We start from the raw sequence: 18106 nt of genomic DNA on the forward strand, positions 1-18106 counted from the left end.
ACGGCCATGAAAAAGTTAATTTTAATTGGTGTTATCATCCTAAAAACACTTGCCGCACAGGCACAACAGGATACACAGGTAAGTCAGTATATTTTTAACGGGATATATATTAACCCGGCATACGCGGGGCATAAGGAGGAGATCTACGTACAATCGTACTACCGATCGCAATGGGTAGGTGTAACCGGGGCACCGCAAAGTTTTTCGCTTGCAGCGGATGGTGCTATTAAAGAAAAGAATATGGGTTTGGGCTTAACTCTGAGCAGCGACCGCGTGGGTGCTCAAAATAACTTTTCAGCGTACATCAATTACGCCTATCGCATACGCATTGGCGAAAACGAAAATTCACGGCTTTCATTTGGTATAGCAGGCGGCATTACCCAGTTGGGAATTGACGGCTCGCGCCTGAATGCTATACAAGGTAATGATCAGGCCATACCTGTCGCTTCGCAAAGCACCGCTATACCCGATGCTAATTTCGGTATCTATTACTCTAACGAACGTTACTTCCTGGGCCTGTCAACCACTAACTTCCTGGCAAGGTTCGTTAAAAAAGATAATCCTGATAACCTGCTGGTACCTATCCCCCAGCCTCATATTTATTTAACAGGTGGCGCGCTCTTTAATTTGGACGATTACAGCGGTGTAAAATTGAAACCTATCTTCCTGATCAAAGACGATGTAAAAGGCCCTACGACGATGGATATTGACGCCTTCCTGCTATTTAATGAACGTATGTCTGTCGGCGCGTTTTACCGTTCAGTCATTAAATTATATAACAAACCAAACCTGCAAACTAACCTAAGCACCCGTAACGCTTTTGGCGGTGTGATCGAGTTTTTTGCCACGCCTTCTATACGCATTGGCTATTCTTACGATCATTCACTAAGCGGACTTGGCTTTTATAATAACGGCAGCCACGAACTTTCGGTTGGCTTTTACCTGAGCAAACCTAACAACGGCGACTACATCGGCAACCGTTGCTATAAGTTTTAACAACGTCATTTCCCGTACTTAACAATAGCTTTATAATTATTTATCATTTAACTTTGCACCATGGGTAAGTTTACGGTGCCTGATAAAGTGCTGTACGTTTGTACAGGCAGCAAGTGCAGCAAAAGGGGCGGAAAAGAGATGTATAAACTGGCAAAATCATACGCCAAACATCACAAAGACGAAGAGATAGAGGTTATAGAAACAGAATGCACAGACCGTTGCAAATTTGCGCCAATCTGTGCATTACAGCCAGGTAATACCTGGTTAAAAGAATATCATCCTAAAGAAGTATTAAAACTTCTGGGTTTTTGATATTAAGCTTCGCTATCGTATTTAATACCGCCAACGTGCTTGTCAATCTGCCATCTGCCGGTACCTTCTTCGCCAATAACTTCGAATAATTCCAGGGCACGACGTGCTTTGTATTCCTCTTCACGTTGTTCTTTCAGGAACCAGTTTAAAAACTCCATGGTCACAAAATCCTGAACTTTAAGGCAACGACCGTAAATGTTGTTGATAGATTGGGTAACAGAGATCTCCTGATCCAAAGCTTCTTCAAAAACTTCGCGGAAAGAGTTAAATTCCTGTTTAATATCGTTTACATCCGGAGATATAGCGTTACCGCCCATATCTAAAATGTATTTGAAGAATTTCAGCTGGTGTTCTCTCTCCTCTTCAGCTTGTTTAAAAAAGTAGTCAGAAGAATAGTCATAACCATTACGGTTACACCATGATGCCATTGACAAATATATTGATGAAGAATATGCTTCCTTTTTTACCTGCTGGTTCAGCAGTTGCTCAATTTCAGTTGAAATAAGCGATTTAATACGGATTAGATCTTTCATGATGCAAATAATTTAAACAGGATAAACCTGTAGCGAGTAATTATAGTACAAACATAGTGCTATAAAATGCCGACCGTATAAAATAAGTGCAATATGAAATCAGTCTAAATCACGCCCGGTAAGCGGTATAGCCTGTCGTAGATGATGTTATTGAGTTCTAACATCGTAAAAGTACCTTCTAAAATTTCTTTCAGGGCGATGATCTGTACCAGGGTTAGTACGTAGGTATGATCGCAGGCACAAATGAAGATGATCTCTACATCGGCCGTTTTGTCGCTTTTAAGCAGCACCTGCTCTATGTCAACATTGTAAACAGCTTTGCGTAGTTTTAACAGGCAGCGGTAGTCAAACTTGGCCAGTTTACCGGCAAAATCAACATACCAGCAACGCTCGGCATCATGTTGGTAGATAGCGCCGCGGGTGGTGCTAAATACTTCGTTCATGGTGGCTATTTGGGCGTTAACTATTGTCTGCATCTTCGGTAACAAAAATGCCGTTTATTTATAATTAATCCAAATAAAATTTCAATTTATTATTGCGCTGATGTACAACAAGTTACCACACAGTACGTCATTACGAGTGAGGAACGAACGTAGTAATCCCCTTCAGACTGGTCGCACGCATACTCATCGCTCGGGGATAGCTACACTTCGTTCGCTATGACGTGGAGAGCGGTCGAGTCGTAACCGTGCTCCCTCCTATCCAACATATCATATTTATTCCCCATCTTTAAACACATGAAAAAATATTACCTGCTCGTTTTTCTGTTCGCCTTCGGCCTCGCTTTATCGGCCATAAACCCGCATGATTATTTTACCTGGGTGCTTGAAGTTTTCCCGGCGGTGATAGGACTCGCCGTATTACTGTTTACGTTCAAAAGCTTCCGTTTCACTTACCTAACTTACGTAATGATACTGGTGCATTGCTATATATTGTTTATTGGCGGACATTACACCTACGCTCAAGTACCCTTGTTTGAGTGGATAAAAGACACCGTCCACCAAACCCGTAACAACTACGATAAAATAGGCCACTTTATGCAGGGCTTTGTACCGGCCATGATCATCCGCGAGCTGTTTGTACGCAAGCAGGTGGTGCTTAAAAAAAGCTGGTTATCCTTTTTAACTGTATGCGTTTGCATGGCTATAAGTGCTGCCTATGAGTTTTTGGAATGGGGCGTTTCGCTCGTTTCCGGTGAATCCGGCGATTCATTCCTGGGTACGCAGGGTTATATTTGGGATACGCAGTCGGATATGTTGTACGCCACTATTGGTGCTATTTGCATGGTAGCGCTTTTTAGTAAAATACAGAATAAGAATATCGCTACGCTAAACGGCTAAGCCTACAGTTTCTCAAAAATAGCATCAATAATAGCCGCCGTATTATCCGGATAGTTTACCTTGATGGGTTTGCCATTATCCAACCAATCCTGGATAGTTTCGTGGTGCTTGCTTTTTAAACTTTTTATAACAGGCACACCCATTTCTTTCAGCGCCGCTGCATTTAACTGCTGCTCGTATTGGTTTTTCATGGGGATAACCAATAACTTTTTCTGCATAAATAAAGCTTCGGCAGGAGTTTCAAAACCGGCACCGCAAAGTATGCCGGCGCTTTCGGCCATGCTTTTAATAAAGTCTTTATTGTTAATGGGCTGTATCAGCACGTTTTTATGCTGATGAACTTTTTTATTATGCTTTGAAAACACGTCCCATTGGATGTGCTTAAACTCGGTAAGGTGTTTAATTAATCGCTTATCATCATAAGCCGGCAAATAAACGGTATAATGGCCACGGTTAGTTATTTCCTGCTCGCGCACTTGCTGGCGGATCACCGGGGTGTTTATGTTTTTATCAAATGATTTAAAATGGAAGCCGTATTGCGAAGTTACCGGCGCGTAGTTTTTCAATATCAGGCGACCGATAGCGTCAGATTCAGATGGCTTTGGCGCTTTTTCGTGCAGCACTGCAGCCTGGTGACTTAACCCTATACAAGGCTTATCTTTTAAATAACATGCCCAGGCAGATACCGGCTCGAAATCATTGATCACCACATCATATTTATCAATAGGTAGCTCCTTAATCTCGTTAATAAACCTGCGAAACTTTGATTTGAAAAATGATTTCCACAGATCAACCCCACCCGACTTACCGAAAATGAAACCGAAACCATAGCATTTATACTTTATCGGGAATGGTACGCTCAGATCGCCCTGTATACCGCTAACCAACACATCAACATCACCCTTTTTTTGCAGCAATGGCACAATATCCATCGAGCGACTTAAGTGTCCGTTGCCCGTGCCCTGTATAGCGTAAAGTATCTTCATTTTATCAAATTTATATAAAAGCCCTTAAATAAATAAAGAGAGCGGGGTATTAGCTCTCTTTATTCTGTAATTAACTGATCTTATTAGCCAATGAAAAAAAGAACGATCTATTTAAAACTTCAATTGGATTAACGTTGCAAAAGTAAAATTGGCATATTAATGGCAGGTTAAGTTTGTGTTAGGTATGAATAACATTTATTAATGTGATTTTAAATAACTTAACATATACTTTTATAAACAGGCAGATATGTTGATATACAGAAAATTAGCTTTACTGATCATTATTTTAAGCAGCGCATCAACCGCGCATGCGCAATCAGAATGGGTAAAGGTTACCGAGAAAGAGGGTATAACAATCTACAACAACCCCAAATCGGCCGAAAAAATAAAACCCATAAAGGTGGAATGTACGCTTAATGCAACAGCCGCGCAACTGGTGGCTGTGTTGTTGGATCTAAAAAGTTATACCGACTGGGTTTATAAAACTAAAAGCACTACGCTGGTTAAACAGGTATCAACCTCAGAAATATATTACCACAGCGAAGTTAACGTACCCTGGCCCGCTCAAAACCGCGATTTTGTGGCCCATTTAAGTATTACACAAGCTGCGGATAAAACGGTTACGGTTGATGCGCCATCGGTAAAAGGGATGGTGCCCGTCAAGGAAGGCATTACGCGTATTTATGAATCAAAAGGCAAATGGATCATCATCCCGCAGGGTAACCAGGTTAAAGTGGTTTATTACCTGCAGATAGATCCCGGCGAAGGTGCGCCTACCTTCCTGATCAATCTTTTTGCTACCGACGGACCTATGCAAACCTTTAAAAAATTGAAACTACAGGTACAAAAACCGGCTTACAAAAACGCGGCTTTATCGTTCATCAAAAACTAAATGCATGTTAGCGTGGCTGAAAATATATGCCCAAAATTTTTGAAAAAAATGATGACCTTAGCTGCTTCAAATAACAACGCCGCTTAATGAGTAAACTAACCGAAGCCAACGCCCGCCGTTATACCCTCAATCTTATTATCATTACGTTTTTGGTGCGCCTGCTTATTGCAGCCTACACCGGCATGGGCAACGGCGAATCGTACTACTTCCGCGGCGCGTTGCATTTCGACTGGAGTTATTTTGACCAACCTCCCCTCTTCTTCTGGCTGGGCGGTATCAGCATAAAATTATTGGGGCTTACTAATTTAGGTTTGCGTTTACCTACGGTATTGCTATTTGCCGGCTCAAGCTGGTTACTTTATTTGTTAAGCGAGCGGCTATTCAACGCCAAGGCCGGCTTTTGGGCAGTTACTGTAATGAACCTGAGCGCGTTGTTTACTATAGGTGTAGCGGTTTGGTTTCAGCCTGACGGACCATTGGTTTTCTTTTGGCTGGCAGCCACCTGGTACATAGTTAAAGTGCTGGGCATAGGCGGACCAAAGCTTGACCCCATTAAAGATAAAGGCAAAGTATACCGTCTATGGCTGATCATCGGCATTATGATGGGCCTGGCAACATTGAGTAAATACCATGTTTTATTTCTGTTCGCGGGTGTTTTCTTGTTCATTGCAACCAATAAAGATCAGCGCCATTGGATCACTCACCCTGGGCCGTACCTGGCTATATTCATCACCCTCTTGATGGCTACCCCTGTTTTGTGGTGGAACTATAATAACAATTGGGTATCTTTTGTATGGCAGGGCTCGCGGGCCGGCACCAGGCACGAGGCTTTCCAGTTTCATGTGGATTGGTTTTTGCGGAGTATCCTGGGTCAGGCCGCATGGTTGCTGCCATGGATATGGTGGCCGACTATCAAGCAATTATTCATTAGCTGGAAACAGCGTTTTGAGGCCGCCTACGGCTTTAACTTTTGGATGGCGGTGTTACCTATAATTTTCTTCACCGTATTAACCCTGTGGGCCGATCTGCAGTATCATTTCCACTGGCAGGCGCCGGGTTACATGATGCTGTTTATGCCGCTGGGCTTCGCTATTGACAAAGCTTTGAATGGCGTCGATGAATACCGCAAACGCTTAACCCGCCGTTGGCTTAATTTTTCTATTTACTTCACCATTATAACCATTGGCGTACTAGGCACGCACTTGGTTACCGGCTTTTGGCAAAGCTATGGCCCCAAATGGGTGGCCGGCCTTGGCGGCGGCAAAATTGACCCCACTATACAGGGCGTAGATTATGACGGCATCATGACCCGCTTTGAGAAAGAAGGCTGGTTAAACAACCCCAAAGTATTTGCAGGCAGCACCCGCTGGTGGCTGGCTGGCAAGGTAGACTGGGCCCTGCGCGGAAAAAAAGACATCATCTGCTTTAACCGCGATGCACGTAACCTTCCCTTTCTTGTCGACCCGAAAACACTATTAGGCAAAGACGCCATCATCATCGGCGAAGCCAGCGCTTACGATGAAACCATAAACCAGGACGGCACCCCATTCTTCGACAGCATAACCAAAGTGGCCGATATCCCCATCATCCGCGCCGGCGTGGTTGAAGAATACTTACAGGTTTTTTATTGTAAAAATTTCCATCAATCGGCTACGCCATTGCCTGATTACCCGTTGTACAGGCAGTTGAATGGGTTGGTGCCTTTTGGGAAGTGATGATGAAATCGGCCAATCACTATTTGTTATGTTTGTTCATTGCCTGTTGTTTATTAATGGCGTGCAACACGAAGTTTGACAAAAAAACTTGGACGACAGGCGCAGTTGATGGCTTTCCTCCACCCTCGCGGGCCAGAATGCTAAAAGACTTAACAACCAACCATAAATTGGTGGGATTGACCTGTAAACAACTAATTGACAAATTAGGGGAACCTGACTGGAAAGACAGCATTGCAATAACCTATAAAATTGAGCTTGAATACGACATGATCGACCCCGACTACACCAAAAACCTTGAGTTTGCATATTCAAAAGACTCTGTGATACGCTCATTCAAAGTAGTGGAGTGGAAAGATTAAAACAGAGATAATGAATTACATCCTAGGCATAGACATAGGCACCGGCAGCGTTAAAGCTGTTGCTGTTGCGCAGGGCGGCGAAATACTGGCTACCACGCAGTACCACTATCCTACCCAAAGCCCGCAACGCGGCGCCAGCGAACAGGATGCCGAATTAATATGGCAGCAATTTGTAAAATGCGTAAACCAGGCTTGCGCTGATCTGAACGAGTCGCCAACGGCCATCGGCCTAAGCAGCGCCTTCCATAGCCTGATCTGTGCTGATAATGCCGGCAACGCGCTAGGCCCCATGCTAACCTGGGCAGATACCCGTGCGGCAAAACATGCCGAAACTTTAAAAGCATCAGCCGAAGGCGAAGATATTTACCGCACATCTGGGACGCCTATTCATCCCATGTCGCCGCTGTGCAAATTGTTTTGGCTGCATGAGTACGATGTGGATTTATTTAACCGTACAGAGAAGTTTATTTCCATTAAGGAGTACATCTGGCATAAGCTGTTCGGCGTATTTGAGGTGGATCATTCCATCGCTTCGGCAACGGGCTTATTTGATATAGCGACGCTGGATTGGAACGAGAAAGCCTGTGCCGTGGCGGGGATCAGCAAAGCGCAATTATCGGCTCCTGTTAAAACTACTTACCAGCGTAAAGATATTAACGCGGCAGTCGCTCTGCAATTAGGCATTCCCGCTTCTACACCTTTTATTGCCGGCCTTGGCGATGGTTGCGCAGCCAACCTGGGCAGCAATGTTTCCGCCGAAGGAACAGCCGCCTTAACCATTGGCACCAGCGGCGCGGTGCGGATAACCGGCAACCAGCCTGTATTTGATTACAGCGCTATGATCTTTAATTACCTGCTGGATGAAAAAACCTTCATCAACGGTGGTGCTGTAAATAACGGCGGCAACGCGGTTAACTGGCTGCTCAAAAACTTCCTGAACAAAACAAACGTAGATCCTACAGACTACGAGCGCCTCTTCGCGGATATTGAAACCGTCCCGGCAGGTAGCGATGGCCTGCTATTTCTCCCCTACCTGCACGGCGAACGCGCGCCCATATGGGATGCCGGTGCCAGCGCTTCATTCTTAAACGTACGATCGGTACATACGCAAAAGCATTTTCTACGCGCGGGTATTGAGGGTATATGTTATGCTTTAAATGATGTGTTGACGCATTTGGAGCAGTCATCGGGCACTACCATTAACCAAATTAACATTAGCGGCGGTTTTATATCATCCCCTACCTGGGTGCAATTACTGGCGGATGTGACCGGTAAGAAACTGGTGGTAGTGCAGGAAGAAGACGCATCAACCCTTGGCGCCGTATATTTGGCCGCAAGGGCTTTGTATGGCGTCGGGCATAGCTTTAAAAACACAGACGAACACATCACCATTATTGAGCCGGATGCCGCAAAGCACGAGACTTACCAGGGAGGTTTCAAGCAGTACAGGGCGTATTACAAAGCTTTAACCGCCATCGCCCGCTAAAACAAAAAGTGCCACCCCAACGGATGACACTCTGAACTATAAAACACCAAATTAAACTTAAAATTCAAACCACAGCGTGCCGCTTACAGGCTCGCCGCTTAGCTTATTTTTCTGGCTTTGCGGGCCCATGGCCTTGGCATCCTGAAACTTAGTGCCTATGGCGCTTATGCCTTGCAAAAAGCTAATGTTGCCTTTAGGCATAGGCGGCTCTACACGGTCGAGGGTAGCGTTGGCGCGGTCTTGCTTGTATACTTGTAAAAACGTGTTCTTGTTATCGCTGTACACGGTGAACGGTGCTTCCTTGTTCTCGATGGTTACCCAGTTAACTTCCTGGTGGTAGCCTTTAAACTCGGGATAGATCCAACTTTCGCCTGTAATGCCGTTGTTGTAGGCTTTGTGCCATACGCCAAACTGCTGGCCGCGCAGGCGGTTGCGCCAAACTTTGTAAGGGCCTCTGCCCAACCATTTCATGCCGGTAACTTTATCCTCAGGGTAGTTAAAGCTTATACCGTGAAAATCCACATCGCCGCTTTGCTTGTAGCTGTATTGCAGTTGCGCGGGTTTACCCCAGGCAAAGGTCCAGCGTATGTGCAGGGTGGCATCGCCTTCGTATTCGGCATCGATGATCTGGTTGCCGTTTTCTTCTTTGTGGGTAAATTGCTTCAGGGTGGTGTTAACGCCGGCCAGTACCGGTCCGTCCGACAGGGAAATGGTGGTGTTGCCTTTAACCACCTTAGCAATGTAGCCGGTAGTTTTATCAAAATAGTATTTTACGCGATTAGCGCTAATGATCACATCATTACCTTCTTCGCTGGCCGTAATAGGCATTTTTATCCACGGCGTTGCTGTTTTAGCAATTGACGCTGGCGCGGTTATTGGCCAGCTCCAGGTAAATATCTCGTGCTTATTCCTGTCGTAAGCGGTTAAATATAATGCGTCATTTTTATTCCATCCGGCAGGTAAATTAAGGTTTAGCGTGCCTTGCGCGCCGGGTGCCAGGCTTAATGCTGCCGGTGCGCCCGTTAAAGTAACCGTAGCAGTAGTTGTTTTCGCTGCCGCGGATGGGAACTTAACCAGCTTCCATTTAAAAGTGCAGGCATTAAGGTTGGTAAACGAGTACCGGTTTTCTACTGGTATCTTACCATCAAACTTCGCATCGATAGGCTGTGGGGTAATATAAACCGGCGACCAAATTTCTTTTATCGTATAATAACTTGCTTCTTTTTCGCGGTGCGGACCAACAATACCATCCGGCGCGTGGTTGCCATCGGCATCGTAAGCGCCGTTTTTATCTGTACGGATTATCGCTTCATCACCCAACACCCAGATAAAGCCGCCCGCGTTGGCCGGATACAAGGTCATCGCGTTCCAAAAATCTTCCAAACCGGCTCCTGCCCCACCATCGTACAGGCCGTGCATAAATTCGGTTGGAAAAAATACGCCGCCGTCTTTATCCTTTGGTAAGGTGTTGGCCACATAGTTATAGTCGGGGTAATGTTTTGTGTTGGTGTTGTTAAACTTTTCCCAAGGGTGAATTACGGTACGGTTTTGCGGATCGTATAGCTTGTAATCATTATCCAAACCACGGTTCCAGCCGCCTTCGTTTCCGTTATCCCAAAACAAAATAGCCGGGTGATTCACATCGCGTACCACAACTTCTTTAACCAGCTTACGACCAACAATAGTATCGTATTTAGCTTGCCAGCCTGTCAACTCATCCAACACATATAAGCCTATCGAATCGCATATCGCCAAAAAGTCTTGGTCAGGCGGATAATGCGACATACGAACAGCGTTCATGTTCATATCTTTCATCGCCTTCGTATCCATCAAGTGTATAGCATGGCTAAGCGTGCGGCCGCTCTCCGGCCAGAAGCTATGGCGGTTAACACCTTTCAACACTATTTTGGCGCCGTTAACATATAGGCCGTCGTTTTTACGCACCTCAACAGTACGGAAACCAAATTTTTGCTTCTGGGTATGCAGCACCACACCACTTTTGCTTTTAACGCTGATGATAGCCTGGTACAGGTTAGGATACTCGGCGCTCCACTGTAAAGGCTTGTTAAAGCTGGCGCTCAGTTGCTGAAAATCGGCCCCGCTATTAGCTTTTACGCTGAATGGTTTACCTATGTTCTCTCCGTTTAATTTTTGCACCTGGCCGGTAATTAGTTCGTCGCCTTTTAAGTTAGCCGCATAAACATCCATGGTAAATGCACCGTCAGCAGTAGCATTCACAGCCATACGGTCAATATAAGTTTGCGGGGTGATCTCTAAATAAACCGGGCGATAAATACCGCCGAAGATCCAGAAGTCGCCATTCTCGGCTTTATTAACCGAGGCGTTGGCAGACACCTTATCAACTGTAACTTCCAGTTGATTTTGACCTGTTTTCACCAGATCTGTAATATCATATTTAAAACGGTAGAAACTGCCCTGGTGTACCTCACCGGCCTGTTTGCCGTTTATCATCACCTTGGTATCGCGCATTACGCCTTCAAACACAATAAAAACGCGTTTACCTTTCCAGGCAGGCTGCGTAGCGAATGTAGTTTTATACTGGCCCTGTTCTTTAAACTTTACTTTGTCGTGTCCGTAATTGTAATTGCCAAAGCCTTGTAGTTCCCATTGAGAGGGTACAGGTATTTTTGTCCACGAGCCACTTTTACGGCCTTCGGTGCAGAAGAAATCCCACAATACGGTATGATCTTTATCGGTTCCCGACAGGTATTTTACGATAGTTTGTTGCGAAAACGTGCTTGCCGCGCTCAGGAGCATCAGGCATAACAGGCTCAGTTTTTTCATGTTTATAAATTGGTTATTCGTTGCTAAACTAATCATTACAACCCAATTTGCGCAAACACAAAACGCGGGAACGATTGCGTAATGCAGATGTTGCAGAGCTGGTTTCGCTTCGCTATTTTTAAATTATGATAGGTTTGAAATTACTGGATATCGCTCTCACCATAGTACACCTGCTTATTGTAAGTTTTAACCTGGTGGGCTGGATATGGCCACGCACCCGCCGCGCGCATTTATACTGCGTAGCCATTACCGCCGCGTGCTGGTTTTTACTGGGCATATGGTACGGCATTGGTTACTGCCCGGTTACCGATTGGCAGTGGCAGGTAAAAGCAGAACTAGGCCAAACTAATCTGCCAAATTCGTTTATTGAATATGTAGTGGAGGGGATAAGCGGTGCGGATGTACGATCGTCTGTTATTGATGTGTTTACTGCCGGTGGGTTTTTATTGGCGATTGTGATGACGGTATATTTTAATTTTTTTGCGGGAAAGAAGTCCAGGACATAGGCTTGAGGAGCTGGACGTTGACCGACGGTTTCACCAACCTGTCATTGCGAGCGCAGCGTGGCAATCGCGCGGAGAAAAGTAGCCTACCAAGCAACGTGCGATTGCTTCGTCGTTCCTCCTCGCAATGACATAAAAAAAGATATTTACTTCAACATCACCCTCGTAGCTCCATATCCAAACTTCTCCTTCTGCGCATCCATAAAAGTTTGCACTTTGGCATGCTTGCCCAGCAGCTTGTGTATCTCATTACGTAAGGTACCGTTACCCGCGCCGTGGATAAACACTATTTCGGGCAATTGATGAACGATGGCCGCATCAAGGGTTTTATGGAAATAGTCCAGCTGTATTTTTAGCATCTCGGTGCTGTTTAAAAACTGATGATCGTCGCGAAGCTTTTCTATATGCAGATCAACCTCTTTACCGGGTTTGTTTACGGCTACTTTCTCTTCGGCGGTTTTAAAAAAGCTTTCCTTTAGTTTATCTGCGTCGATGACTAATTCAGGTTCATCTAACCGTATGAGCCAACCCAATTGATTTAAAACCGGGATATTCTTTTTAGTGCCCGAAAAATCCTTCGCCTTAAATTTATCATTAAAGGCAATCGGTGCCGCCGGTTCAATATTTTGCGTGGTGTAAGCCAGTATATTGATGATAAACTTTGGCCATAGCTGCAGATCAGCCAGCTGTGCCGAATATATTTTCGTGGTTGCCTGCGGAGCCGTAATACCGGCATATTCTCCTTTAAAGCCCTGCTTATCTGTAGTTAGCGAAGCCAGCAACTGGTACGATGTATCGTTAATTAAATGAAAATGCACTACCGAATTTGCTTTGGCATCGGCCACTACACCCAGGTAAATACCTTTGCGTTTAAATTCAGCGGATGATACCGCTGTTTCCTGCACAGCTTCGGTACCTGCTGCGGCCGGCGCTTTGTAGCCGTGTACTAAGGTTACTTTGTTGGCGGGTACAGGTATTTCAAACCCATCTTCAATGGTTACCCCTATCATCTGCTCATCAATAATGCGGGTTATAAAACCCTCCATCTTTTCATCTATAAACCGTACAAAGTCGCCTAGTTTTAATTTCATGGGTGTGTGTTACATGTTGAGCCGCAAAGCTACACTATATTAGTTTATGCTAAAACATACTACCTCTTGAAACGTATTAGTAGTGAATTTAACACCAATACAACTAATAGCTATAATGAAAACACATACCTCTCCCTTAAACAACGATTTATTACAAAAGGTGTTTATGCATAACCTTAACCGCATTTATTTTGCCAAACGCTACGCCGATCGTGAAATGGGGCGTTTAATTGAAATGGCATCTTTTAAAACCCTGCAACAGGGAATGGCAGAATATGCTGATGACTTAAAAAGGCAAATTAAACGGATGGATCAAATTTTTGAGACGTTTAACGAGACCCCTTCGGACGAGAATTGCAACCCTTTGCGGGCTATTGTTAAAGATGAATATTGCCTCTCTGATAACTTTGATATACCAATGTTAAAAGACATGGATATTATATGTTTTATGCAAATGCTTGAACATATAAACATGGCATCGTACAGGTTGCTCAGAACCATTGCGAAAGCGCAAAAAAACACCCAGGTGCAGCAGTTGCTTAGAGAATGTTTTGATGAGTGCGTTGATAACGACCAGTTGTTCGTACTCATTTCTAAAGAATACATCGGCGCCTGATCAACGTACTAAAAATCAAGCTATTAATATACAAAAAATAAAGCCACCCGCTTTCGCAGATGGCTTAGTTATAGCTATTTAATACCCCTATTAAAATAACCTACTGTAAAGTTGAAGGTTTTTTTTTAAACCTCCAAACGGTTTAGTAAACTATTATTAAATACTGACGAATAAGTCAGTATTTATGGCGTTAAAATTAACTTTTTAACCCTTTCAGGCATATTTTGCATTATAGCAATGCAATCGATAACAAAAAATGGCCCTCCTTTTCAGGAGGGCCATTTTTTTCATTACTTAAAAGTAAGCGCTTAGCCTAATAGTACGGCTTTAACAGTATCTAAAATTTTGAATGAGTCTTTTGAAGTTGGTGCTTCTGAGTAAACACGCAATACCGGCTCAGTGCCCGACGGGCGGATCATTACCCAGCTGCCATCTTCAAAGAAGAATTTAAAGCCATCCAGGTCATCCATTTTGGCAACCTTTAAATCGCCGAAGCTGGTGTACTTACCTTCTTTGCTGTTGCTGATGATCTGCTGTTTCAGTTCTTCGGTAACATGCAGGTCGTAACGCTCAACGGCAAATTTGCCTACAATGTCGTAAATCTCCTGTACCAGGTCGCTCAGGCTGCGGCCGGTTTTGGCCATAAACTCCCAAACAATTAAGCCAATCCAAATACCATCACGCTCAGGGATGTGGCCAACGGCAGCAATACCGCCTGATTCTTCACCACCAACCAGGAATGGTTTGCCCGAGTTAACAATCAGGTCGCAAATGTATTTAAAGCCAATTTTGGTTACAGTGTTATTTAAACCGTAAGCATCGCAAAGCTTCTGTATTTTGCTGGTACAACTAAATGTTGAGTAAACCTCGCCGTCTTGTTTTTTCACTTTATACATGTAGTGGATCAACAGCAACAGGATGTGGTGCGAATCCACAAAGTTGCCATCCTGGTCATACAAACCAATACGGTCGGCATCACCATCGGTAACTAAGCCTGATGCGATCTCACCGTCTGATAGTTTGATCAGGTCCTCAAACTCGGTCAGGTTACGCTGGATAGGCTCAGGTGCCTGGCCGTCAAAACCCGGGTTAGCATCGCAATGTAAAAAGGTAATATCAGGGAACAGGCGACGCATTACGTTCTGGCCCGCACCGTACATAGCATCGTAAGCCCAATTAAGGCCGCAGGTGCGGATAAGGTTAAGGTCGAAACTGTTTTCAACGTGGGCTACATACATGTCTTCCAGGTTTACGTATTCAACCAGGCCGTCTTTTTGATAATCGTCTAATGATTTTAACTCACCGGTAAAAGTTTCCGGGATCAGGTTTTCTACCTTTTCAATATCGGCAGGAACAGCCGGACCACCAAAATCGGCTTTAATTTTATAACCGTTGTAGGCAGGCGGGTTGTGGCTGGCGGTAATAATAATACCGGCAGAAGCATGTTTACGCACCGTACCTAATGATATCATTGGGGTTGATACAAACTGGTTTTCGGCACGGAAAACTTTAACGCCTTGCGACGCCAGCACGCGTGCAGTGGTATCAGCAAACAGCGGACCGGCAAAACGTGGGTCGCAACCTACAACGGCAGTAGGGTTTTCAAAATTATCTTTAAGCCATAATGCGGTTGCATAGGCCACGCGTTTCACATTTTCAACGGTAAAATCTTCCGCGATGATAGCTCTCCAGCCATCTGTACCAAATTTTATTTTTGTCATTTTACTATGATGATATATAGTGGTTAAAATCCTAATTTAGGCGCCTCAAAGTTGATACAAGAATATCAATCATTTGTGGTAAACAGAAACAAAAAATGAAAGTTTTAAAATTCGGCGGAACATCGGTAGGAAGCCCTGAGCGAATGAAGAATTTGCTGGGCATTATTGATGCTTCGGAAAGACAGATCGTGGTGCTGTCGGCCGTATCGGGCACTACAAACAGTTTGGTTGAAATTGGACAGGCCTACCTGGCCGGCGATAAACCTAAGGCCGCCGGTTTAATTGCCGCCCTGAAGGCCAAATACGAAACTTTTATTACCGAACTTTTTGCCAAACCAGATTTTTTAGCAGAAGGCAAAGAGGTTATTGACTATCATTTTTCGCTGTTGAGCAATATTGCCAACGACTTATTTACTTCGGTAGAGGATAAAATAATTTTGGCGCAGGGCGAGTTGCTATCGACTACGTTATACCATGTTTATTTAAAGGAGATAGGCGTACCCTCGGTATTATTACCTGCTTTAGATTTTATGAAAACCGATGAGGATAGCGAGCCGCTGGTTGAGCATATCACGTCGCATCTTATCCCACTATTAGAAAAACACCCGGATAATAAGCTATTCATCACCCAAGGCTACATTTGCCGTAATGCCTTCGGCGAGATTGATAACCTGCGCCGCGGTGGCAGCGATTACACCGCGTCATTAATAGGTGCCGGCATCAACAGCGAAGAAGTGCAGATTTGGACCGACATTGACGGCATGCACAATAATGATCCGCGCATTGTACAAGGTACTAAACCTATCGCCCAGCTATCATTTGATGAAGCTGCCGAGCTGGCTTATTTTGGTGCTAAGATATTGCATCCGCAAAGTGTTTTCCCGGCACAGAAATATAAAATTCCGGTTAGGTTGCTGAATACGATGGATCCGCAGGCTAAGGGCACCTTGATTACTTCAACCAGTGAAAAGAACCAGATCAAGTCTATTGCGGCTAAGGATGGAATTACGGCTATCAAGATCGTATCAAGCCGTATGTTGCTGGCTTACGGTTTCCTGCGCAGGGTGTTCGAGGTTTTTGAGCGATATAAAACTTCGATAGATATGATCACCACTTCGGAAGTGGCGGTATCTTTAACTATTGATGACACGACATACCTTGACCAGATATTGGAAGAGTTAAACAGCTTTGGCGAGGTGGACATTGACCACGATCAGACTATTATTTGCGTAGTGGGCGATTTCGCGGCAGACAAGCAGGGCTTCGGCTCGCGCGTGCTGGATGCCTTGAAACACCTGCCATTGCGCATGATATCATACGGCGGCAGCAAGCACAACCTATCTGTACTGGTTAAAACTGAGGACAAGGTGGAGGCACTGAGGAGCTTGCACAGCCGATTATTTTAATAAATAATACGCCGTCATTGCGAGGAACGAAGCAATCTCTACATAAGCTTAGCATTGAGATAAATTCGACCGGCAAACGGCAATAAATATAATGAGGATAGCTGACCCGCATGTGCAGAGATTGCTTCGTTCCTCGCAATGACGTAAAAGATTATGTTCAACCAAGATACCGTTACCCGTTTTAACAACATCGAAACACCATTTTATTACTATGATCTGGATGTTTTGAACCAGGCATTACAGGCTTGCCATGCGGCTTCGGCCAAATATGGCTTTCATGTGCACTATGCCTTAAAGTCTAACTTTAACCCTAAGGTTTTGCAAGCCGTGCAGGCCATAGGCTTTGGCGCCGACTGTGTGAGCGGTGGCGAGGTGAAAGCTGCTATTGACTATGGTTTTAGCAAGGACAAGGTGGTGTTTGCCGGCGTGGGTAAATCAGACAAGGAAATAAACCTGGCTTTAGATGCCGACATATTCTGCTTCAACGTGGAATCTGTACAGGAACTGGAGGTTATTAATGAGCTTGCTATCGCTAAGGGTAAAACCGCCCGCGTGGCCATCCGCATAAACCCTAACGTTGACGCGCATACACACCACTACATTACCACCGGATTGGATGAAAATAAATTCGGCGTTAATACCTGGCAGTTGGATAGCGTGGCCGAAACTTTACGCGCCTGCAGCAACATACAGTTTATCGGCGTTCATTTTCACATAGGTTCGCAGATCACTGATCTGGAAGTTTATAAAAGCCTTTGCATCCGCATAAACGAGATACAGGACTGGTTTGAGAACCACGGGTTCACCGTAAAGGTACTCAACGCCGGCGGTGGCCTTGGCGTTGACTATTACAACCCGGACACTAACACCGTTTCTAACTTTGAGGGTTACTTCAAAGTTTTCAAAGACTTCCTGAATGTTAAACCCGGTCAGGAGGTACACTTCGAGCTGGGTCGCGCGCTGGTGGCCCAATGCGCATCGCTGGTGGCCAGGGTGCTTTATGTTAAGAACGGCCAGAAAAAGAACTTCCTGATCCTGGATGCCGGCATGACCGAATTGATGCGCCCAATGCTTTACCAGGCATATCATGAAATTGAGAACATTAGCCGGAAGTCGGAAAGTAATAACTTAAACTACGACGTCGTTGGCCCTATTTGCGAGAGCACCGACTGCTTCCGCAAGGATGTGAGCCTGCCTGAATCATTCCGTGGCGACCTGATTGCCGTACGCACTGCCGGCGCTTATGGCGAGGTTATGGCATCGGGTTATAACCTGCGGGATAAGGTGGTAAGTGTTTACTCTGAATAGATAATAAAAAAGCTGGGATCGTGTCCCGGCTTTTTTG

17 protein-coding genes are annotated in these 18106 nt (G+C 44.8%); 11 read left to right on the plus strand and 6 right to left on the minus strand.

Annotated elements, in window-relative coordinates; all coding sequences use genetic code 11:
- Positions 1-6 precede the first annotated feature (6 nt).
- The gene (locus AC59JT_RS11030) at positions 7-996 is read left to right on the plus strand and encodes a PorP/SprF family type IX secretion system membrane protein (RefSeq protein ID WP_497398707.1); all 990 of its coding nucleotides are present in this window, start codon (positions 7-9) and stop codon (positions 994-996) included.
- Positions 997-1056: 60 nt separating this feature from the next.
- Positions 1057-1308: a (2Fe-2S) ferredoxin domain-containing protein gene (locus tag AC59JT_RS11035; protein ID WP_497398709.1), complete on the plus strand. Its 252-nt coding sequence runs from the start codon at positions 1057-1059 to the stop codon at positions 1306-1308.
- Between the two features lie 2 nt (positions 1309-1310).
- On the opposite strand, the gene AC59JT_RS11040 is transcribed toward AC59JT_RS11035, so the two are convergent.
- Positions 1311-1841: a ferritin gene (locus tag AC59JT_RS11040; RefSeq protein ID WP_497398711.1), complete on the minus strand. Its 531-nt coding sequence runs from the start codon at positions 1839-1841 to the stop codon at positions 1311-1313.
- 104 nt (positions 1842-1945) lie between these two features.
- Positions 1946-2317, minus strand: coding sequence for a hypothetical protein (locus AC59JT_RS11045; protein ID WP_497398713.1), 372 nt, complete (start codon positions 2315-2317; stop codon positions 1946-1948).
- Positions 2318-2578: 261 nt separating this feature from the next.
- On the opposite strand from AC59JT_RS11045, the gene AC59JT_RS11050 reads away from it, so the two are divergent.
- Positions 2579-3181 (plus strand): DUF2238 domain-containing protein, encoded by a 603-nt coding sequence (locus AC59JT_RS11050; protein WP_497398715.1) that lies wholly within the window; start codon positions 2579-2581, stop codon positions 3179-3181.
- Positions 3182-3183: 2 nt separating this feature from the next.
- On the opposite strand, the gene AC59JT_RS11055 is transcribed toward AC59JT_RS11050, so the two are convergent.
- Entirely contained in the window at positions 3184-4167 is a 984-nt protein-coding gene (locus AC59JT_RS11055) for a glycosyltransferase family protein (protein ID WP_497398717.1), read from the minus strand.
- A gap of 247 nt (positions 4168-4414) precedes the next feature.
- Between AC59JT_RS11055 and AC59JT_RS11060 the strand changes: the two genes are divergently transcribed.
- The 4 genes from AC59JT_RS11060 (at position 4415) to AC59JT_RS11075 (ending at position 8619) form a co-directional block, all read left to right on the plus strand.
- Positions 4415-5059, plus strand: a complete 645-nt coding sequence (locus AC59JT_RS11060; RefSeq protein WP_497398719.1) for an START domain-containing protein — start codon at positions 4415-4417, stop codon at positions 5057-5059.
- Between the two features lie 86 nt (positions 5060-5145).
- The gene (locus AC59JT_RS11065; protein WP_497398721.1) at positions 5146-6774 is read left to right on the plus strand and encodes an ArnT family glycosyltransferase; all 1629 of its coding nucleotides are present in this window, start codon (positions 5146-5148) and stop codon (positions 6772-6774) included.
- A 137-nt stretch (positions 6775-6911) separates the two neighbouring features.
- Positions 6912-7133, plus strand: a complete 222-nt coding sequence (locus AC59JT_RS11070; RefSeq protein WP_497398723.1) for a hypothetical protein — start codon at positions 6912-6914, stop codon at positions 7131-7133.
- Positions 7134-7143: 10 nt separating this feature from the next.
- Positions 7144-8619 carry a gluconokinase gene (locus AC59JT_RS11075; protein WP_497398725.1) on the plus strand — a complete coding sequence of 492 codons (1476 nt, stop codon included), beginning with the start codon at positions 7144-7146 and terminating at the stop codon, positions 8617-8619.
- Between the two features lie 57 nt (positions 8620-8676).
- Here AC59JT_RS11075 and AC59JT_RS11080 read toward each other — a convergent pair whose 3' ends face one another.
- Positions 8677-11424 (minus strand): glycoside hydrolase family 2 TIM barrel-domain containing protein, encoded by a 2748-nt coding sequence (locus AC59JT_RS11080; RefSeq protein ID WP_497398727.1) that lies wholly within the window; start codon positions 11422-11424, stop codon positions 8677-8679.
- 125 nt (positions 11425-11549) lie between these two features.
- On the opposite strand from AC59JT_RS11080, the gene AC59JT_RS11085 reads away from it, so the two are divergent.
- Positions 11550-11930 carry a DUF2784 domain-containing protein gene (locus AC59JT_RS11085; protein WP_497398729.1) on the plus strand — a complete coding sequence of 127 codons (381 nt, stop codon included), beginning with the start codon at positions 11550-11552 and terminating at the stop codon, positions 11928-11930.
- 143 nt (positions 11931-12073) lie between these two features.
- Here AC59JT_RS11085 and AC59JT_RS11090 read toward each other — a convergent pair whose 3' ends face one another.
- On the minus strand, positions 12074-13018 hold the full coding sequence (locus AC59JT_RS11090; RefSeq protein WP_497398731.1) for a Smr/MutS family protein: 945 nt from the start codon (positions 13016-13018) through the stop codon (positions 12074-12076).
- 115 nt (positions 13019-13133) lie between these two features.
- Between AC59JT_RS11090 and AC59JT_RS11095 the strand changes: the two genes are divergently transcribed.
- Entirely contained in the window at positions 13134-13634 is a 501-nt protein-coding gene (locus AC59JT_RS11095; RefSeq protein ID WP_497398733.1) for a DUF892 family protein, read from the plus strand.
- A gap of 308 nt (positions 13635-13942) precedes the next feature.
- On the opposite strand, the gene AC59JT_RS11100 is transcribed toward AC59JT_RS11095, so the two are convergent.
- Positions 13943-15355 (minus strand): phosphohexomutase domain-containing protein, encoded by a 1413-nt coding sequence (locus AC59JT_RS11100; protein ID WP_497398735.1) that lies wholly within the window; start codon positions 15353-15355, stop codon positions 13943-13945.
- 95 nt (positions 15356-15450) lie between these two features.
- On the opposite strand from AC59JT_RS11100, the gene AC59JT_RS11105 reads away from it, so the two are divergent.
- Together AC59JT_RS11105 and lysA are read left to right on the plus strand one after the other, a co-directional pair.
- Positions 15451-16761: an aspartate kinase gene (locus AC59JT_RS11105; protein ID WP_497398737.1), complete on the plus strand. Its 1311-nt coding sequence runs from the start codon at positions 15451-15453 to the stop codon at positions 16759-16761.
- Between the two features lie 153 nt (positions 16762-16914).
- The gene (gene lysA, locus AC59JT_RS11110) at positions 16915-18069 is read left to right on the plus strand and encodes a diaminopimelate decarboxylase (protein WP_497398739.1); all 1155 of its coding nucleotides are present in this window, start codon (positions 16915-16917) and stop codon (positions 18067-18069) included.
- Positions 18070-18106 lie beyond the last annotated feature (37 nt).

It is taken from the genome of Mucilaginibacter sp. A3364 (assembly GCF_059690715.1).

What these genes read in the sequence shown, in the direction of transcription:
- AC59JT_RS11030 (WP_497398707.1), top strand. Translation starts at nt 7, where the DNA reads ATGAAAAAGTTAATTTTAATTGGTGTTATCATCCTAAAAACACTTGCC.
- AC59JT_RS11035 (WP_497398709.1), top strand. Translation starts at nt 1,057, where the DNA reads ATGGGTAAGTTTACGGTGCCTGATAAAGTGCTGTACGTTTGTACAGGC.
- AC59JT_RS11040 (WP_497398711.1), bottom strand. Translation starts at nt 1,841, where the DNA reads ATGAAAGATCTAATCCGTATTAAATCGCTTATTTCAACTGAAATTGAG.
- AC59JT_RS11045 (WP_497398713.1), bottom strand. Translation starts at nt 2,317, where the DNA reads ATGCAGACAATAGTTAACGCCCAAATAGCCACCATGAACGAAGTATTT.
- AC59JT_RS11050 (WP_497398715.1), top strand. Translation starts at nt 2,579, where the DNA reads ATGAAAAAATATTACCTGCTCGTTTTTCTGTTCGCCTTCGGCCTCGCT.
- AC59JT_RS11055 (WP_497398717.1), bottom strand. Translation starts at nt 4,167, where the DNA reads ATGAAGATACTTTACGCTATACAGGGCACGGGCAACGGACACTTAAGT.
- AC59JT_RS11060 (WP_497398719.1), top strand. Translation starts at nt 4,415, where the DNA reads ATGTTGATATACAGAAAATTAGCTTTACTGATCATTATTTTAAGCAGC.
- AC59JT_RS11065 (WP_497398721.1), top strand. Translation starts at nt 5,146, where the DNA reads ATGAGTAAACTAACCGAAGCCAACGCCCGCCGTTATACCCTCAATCTT.
- AC59JT_RS11070 (WP_497398723.1), top strand. Translation starts at nt 6,912, where the DNA reads ATGCTAAAAGACTTAACAACCAACCATAAATTGGTGGGATTGACCTGT.
- AC59JT_RS11075 (WP_497398725.1), top strand. Translation starts at nt 7,144, where the DNA reads ATGAATTACATCCTAGGCATAGACATAGGCACCGGCAGCGTTAAAGCT.
- AC59JT_RS11080 (WP_497398727.1), bottom strand. Translation starts at nt 11,424, where the DNA reads ATGAAAAAACTGAGCCTGTTATGCCTGATGCTCCTGAGCGCGGCAAGC.
- AC59JT_RS11085 (WP_497398729.1), top strand. Translation starts at nt 11,550, where the DNA reads ATGATAGGTTTGAAATTACTGGATATCGCTCTCACCATAGTACACCTG.
- AC59JT_RS11090 (WP_497398731.1), bottom strand. Translation starts at nt 13,018, where the DNA reads ATGAAATTAAAACTAGGCGACTTTGTACGGTTTATAGATGAAAAGATG.
- AC59JT_RS11095 (WP_497398733.1), top strand. Translation starts at nt 13,134, where the DNA reads ATGAAAACACATACCTCTCCCTTAAACAACGATTTATTACAAAAGGTG.
- AC59JT_RS11100 (WP_497398735.1), bottom strand. Translation starts at nt 15,355, where the DNA reads ATGACAAAAATAAAATTTGGTACAGATGGCTGGAGAGCTATCATCGCG.
- AC59JT_RS11105 (WP_497398737.1), top strand. Translation starts at nt 15,451, where the DNA reads ATGAAAGTTTTAAAATTCGGCGGAACATCGGTAGGAAGCCCTGAGCGA.
- lysA (WP_497398739.1), top strand. Translation starts at nt 16,915, where the DNA reads ATGTTCAACCAAGATACCGTTACCCGTTTTAACAACATCGAAACACCA.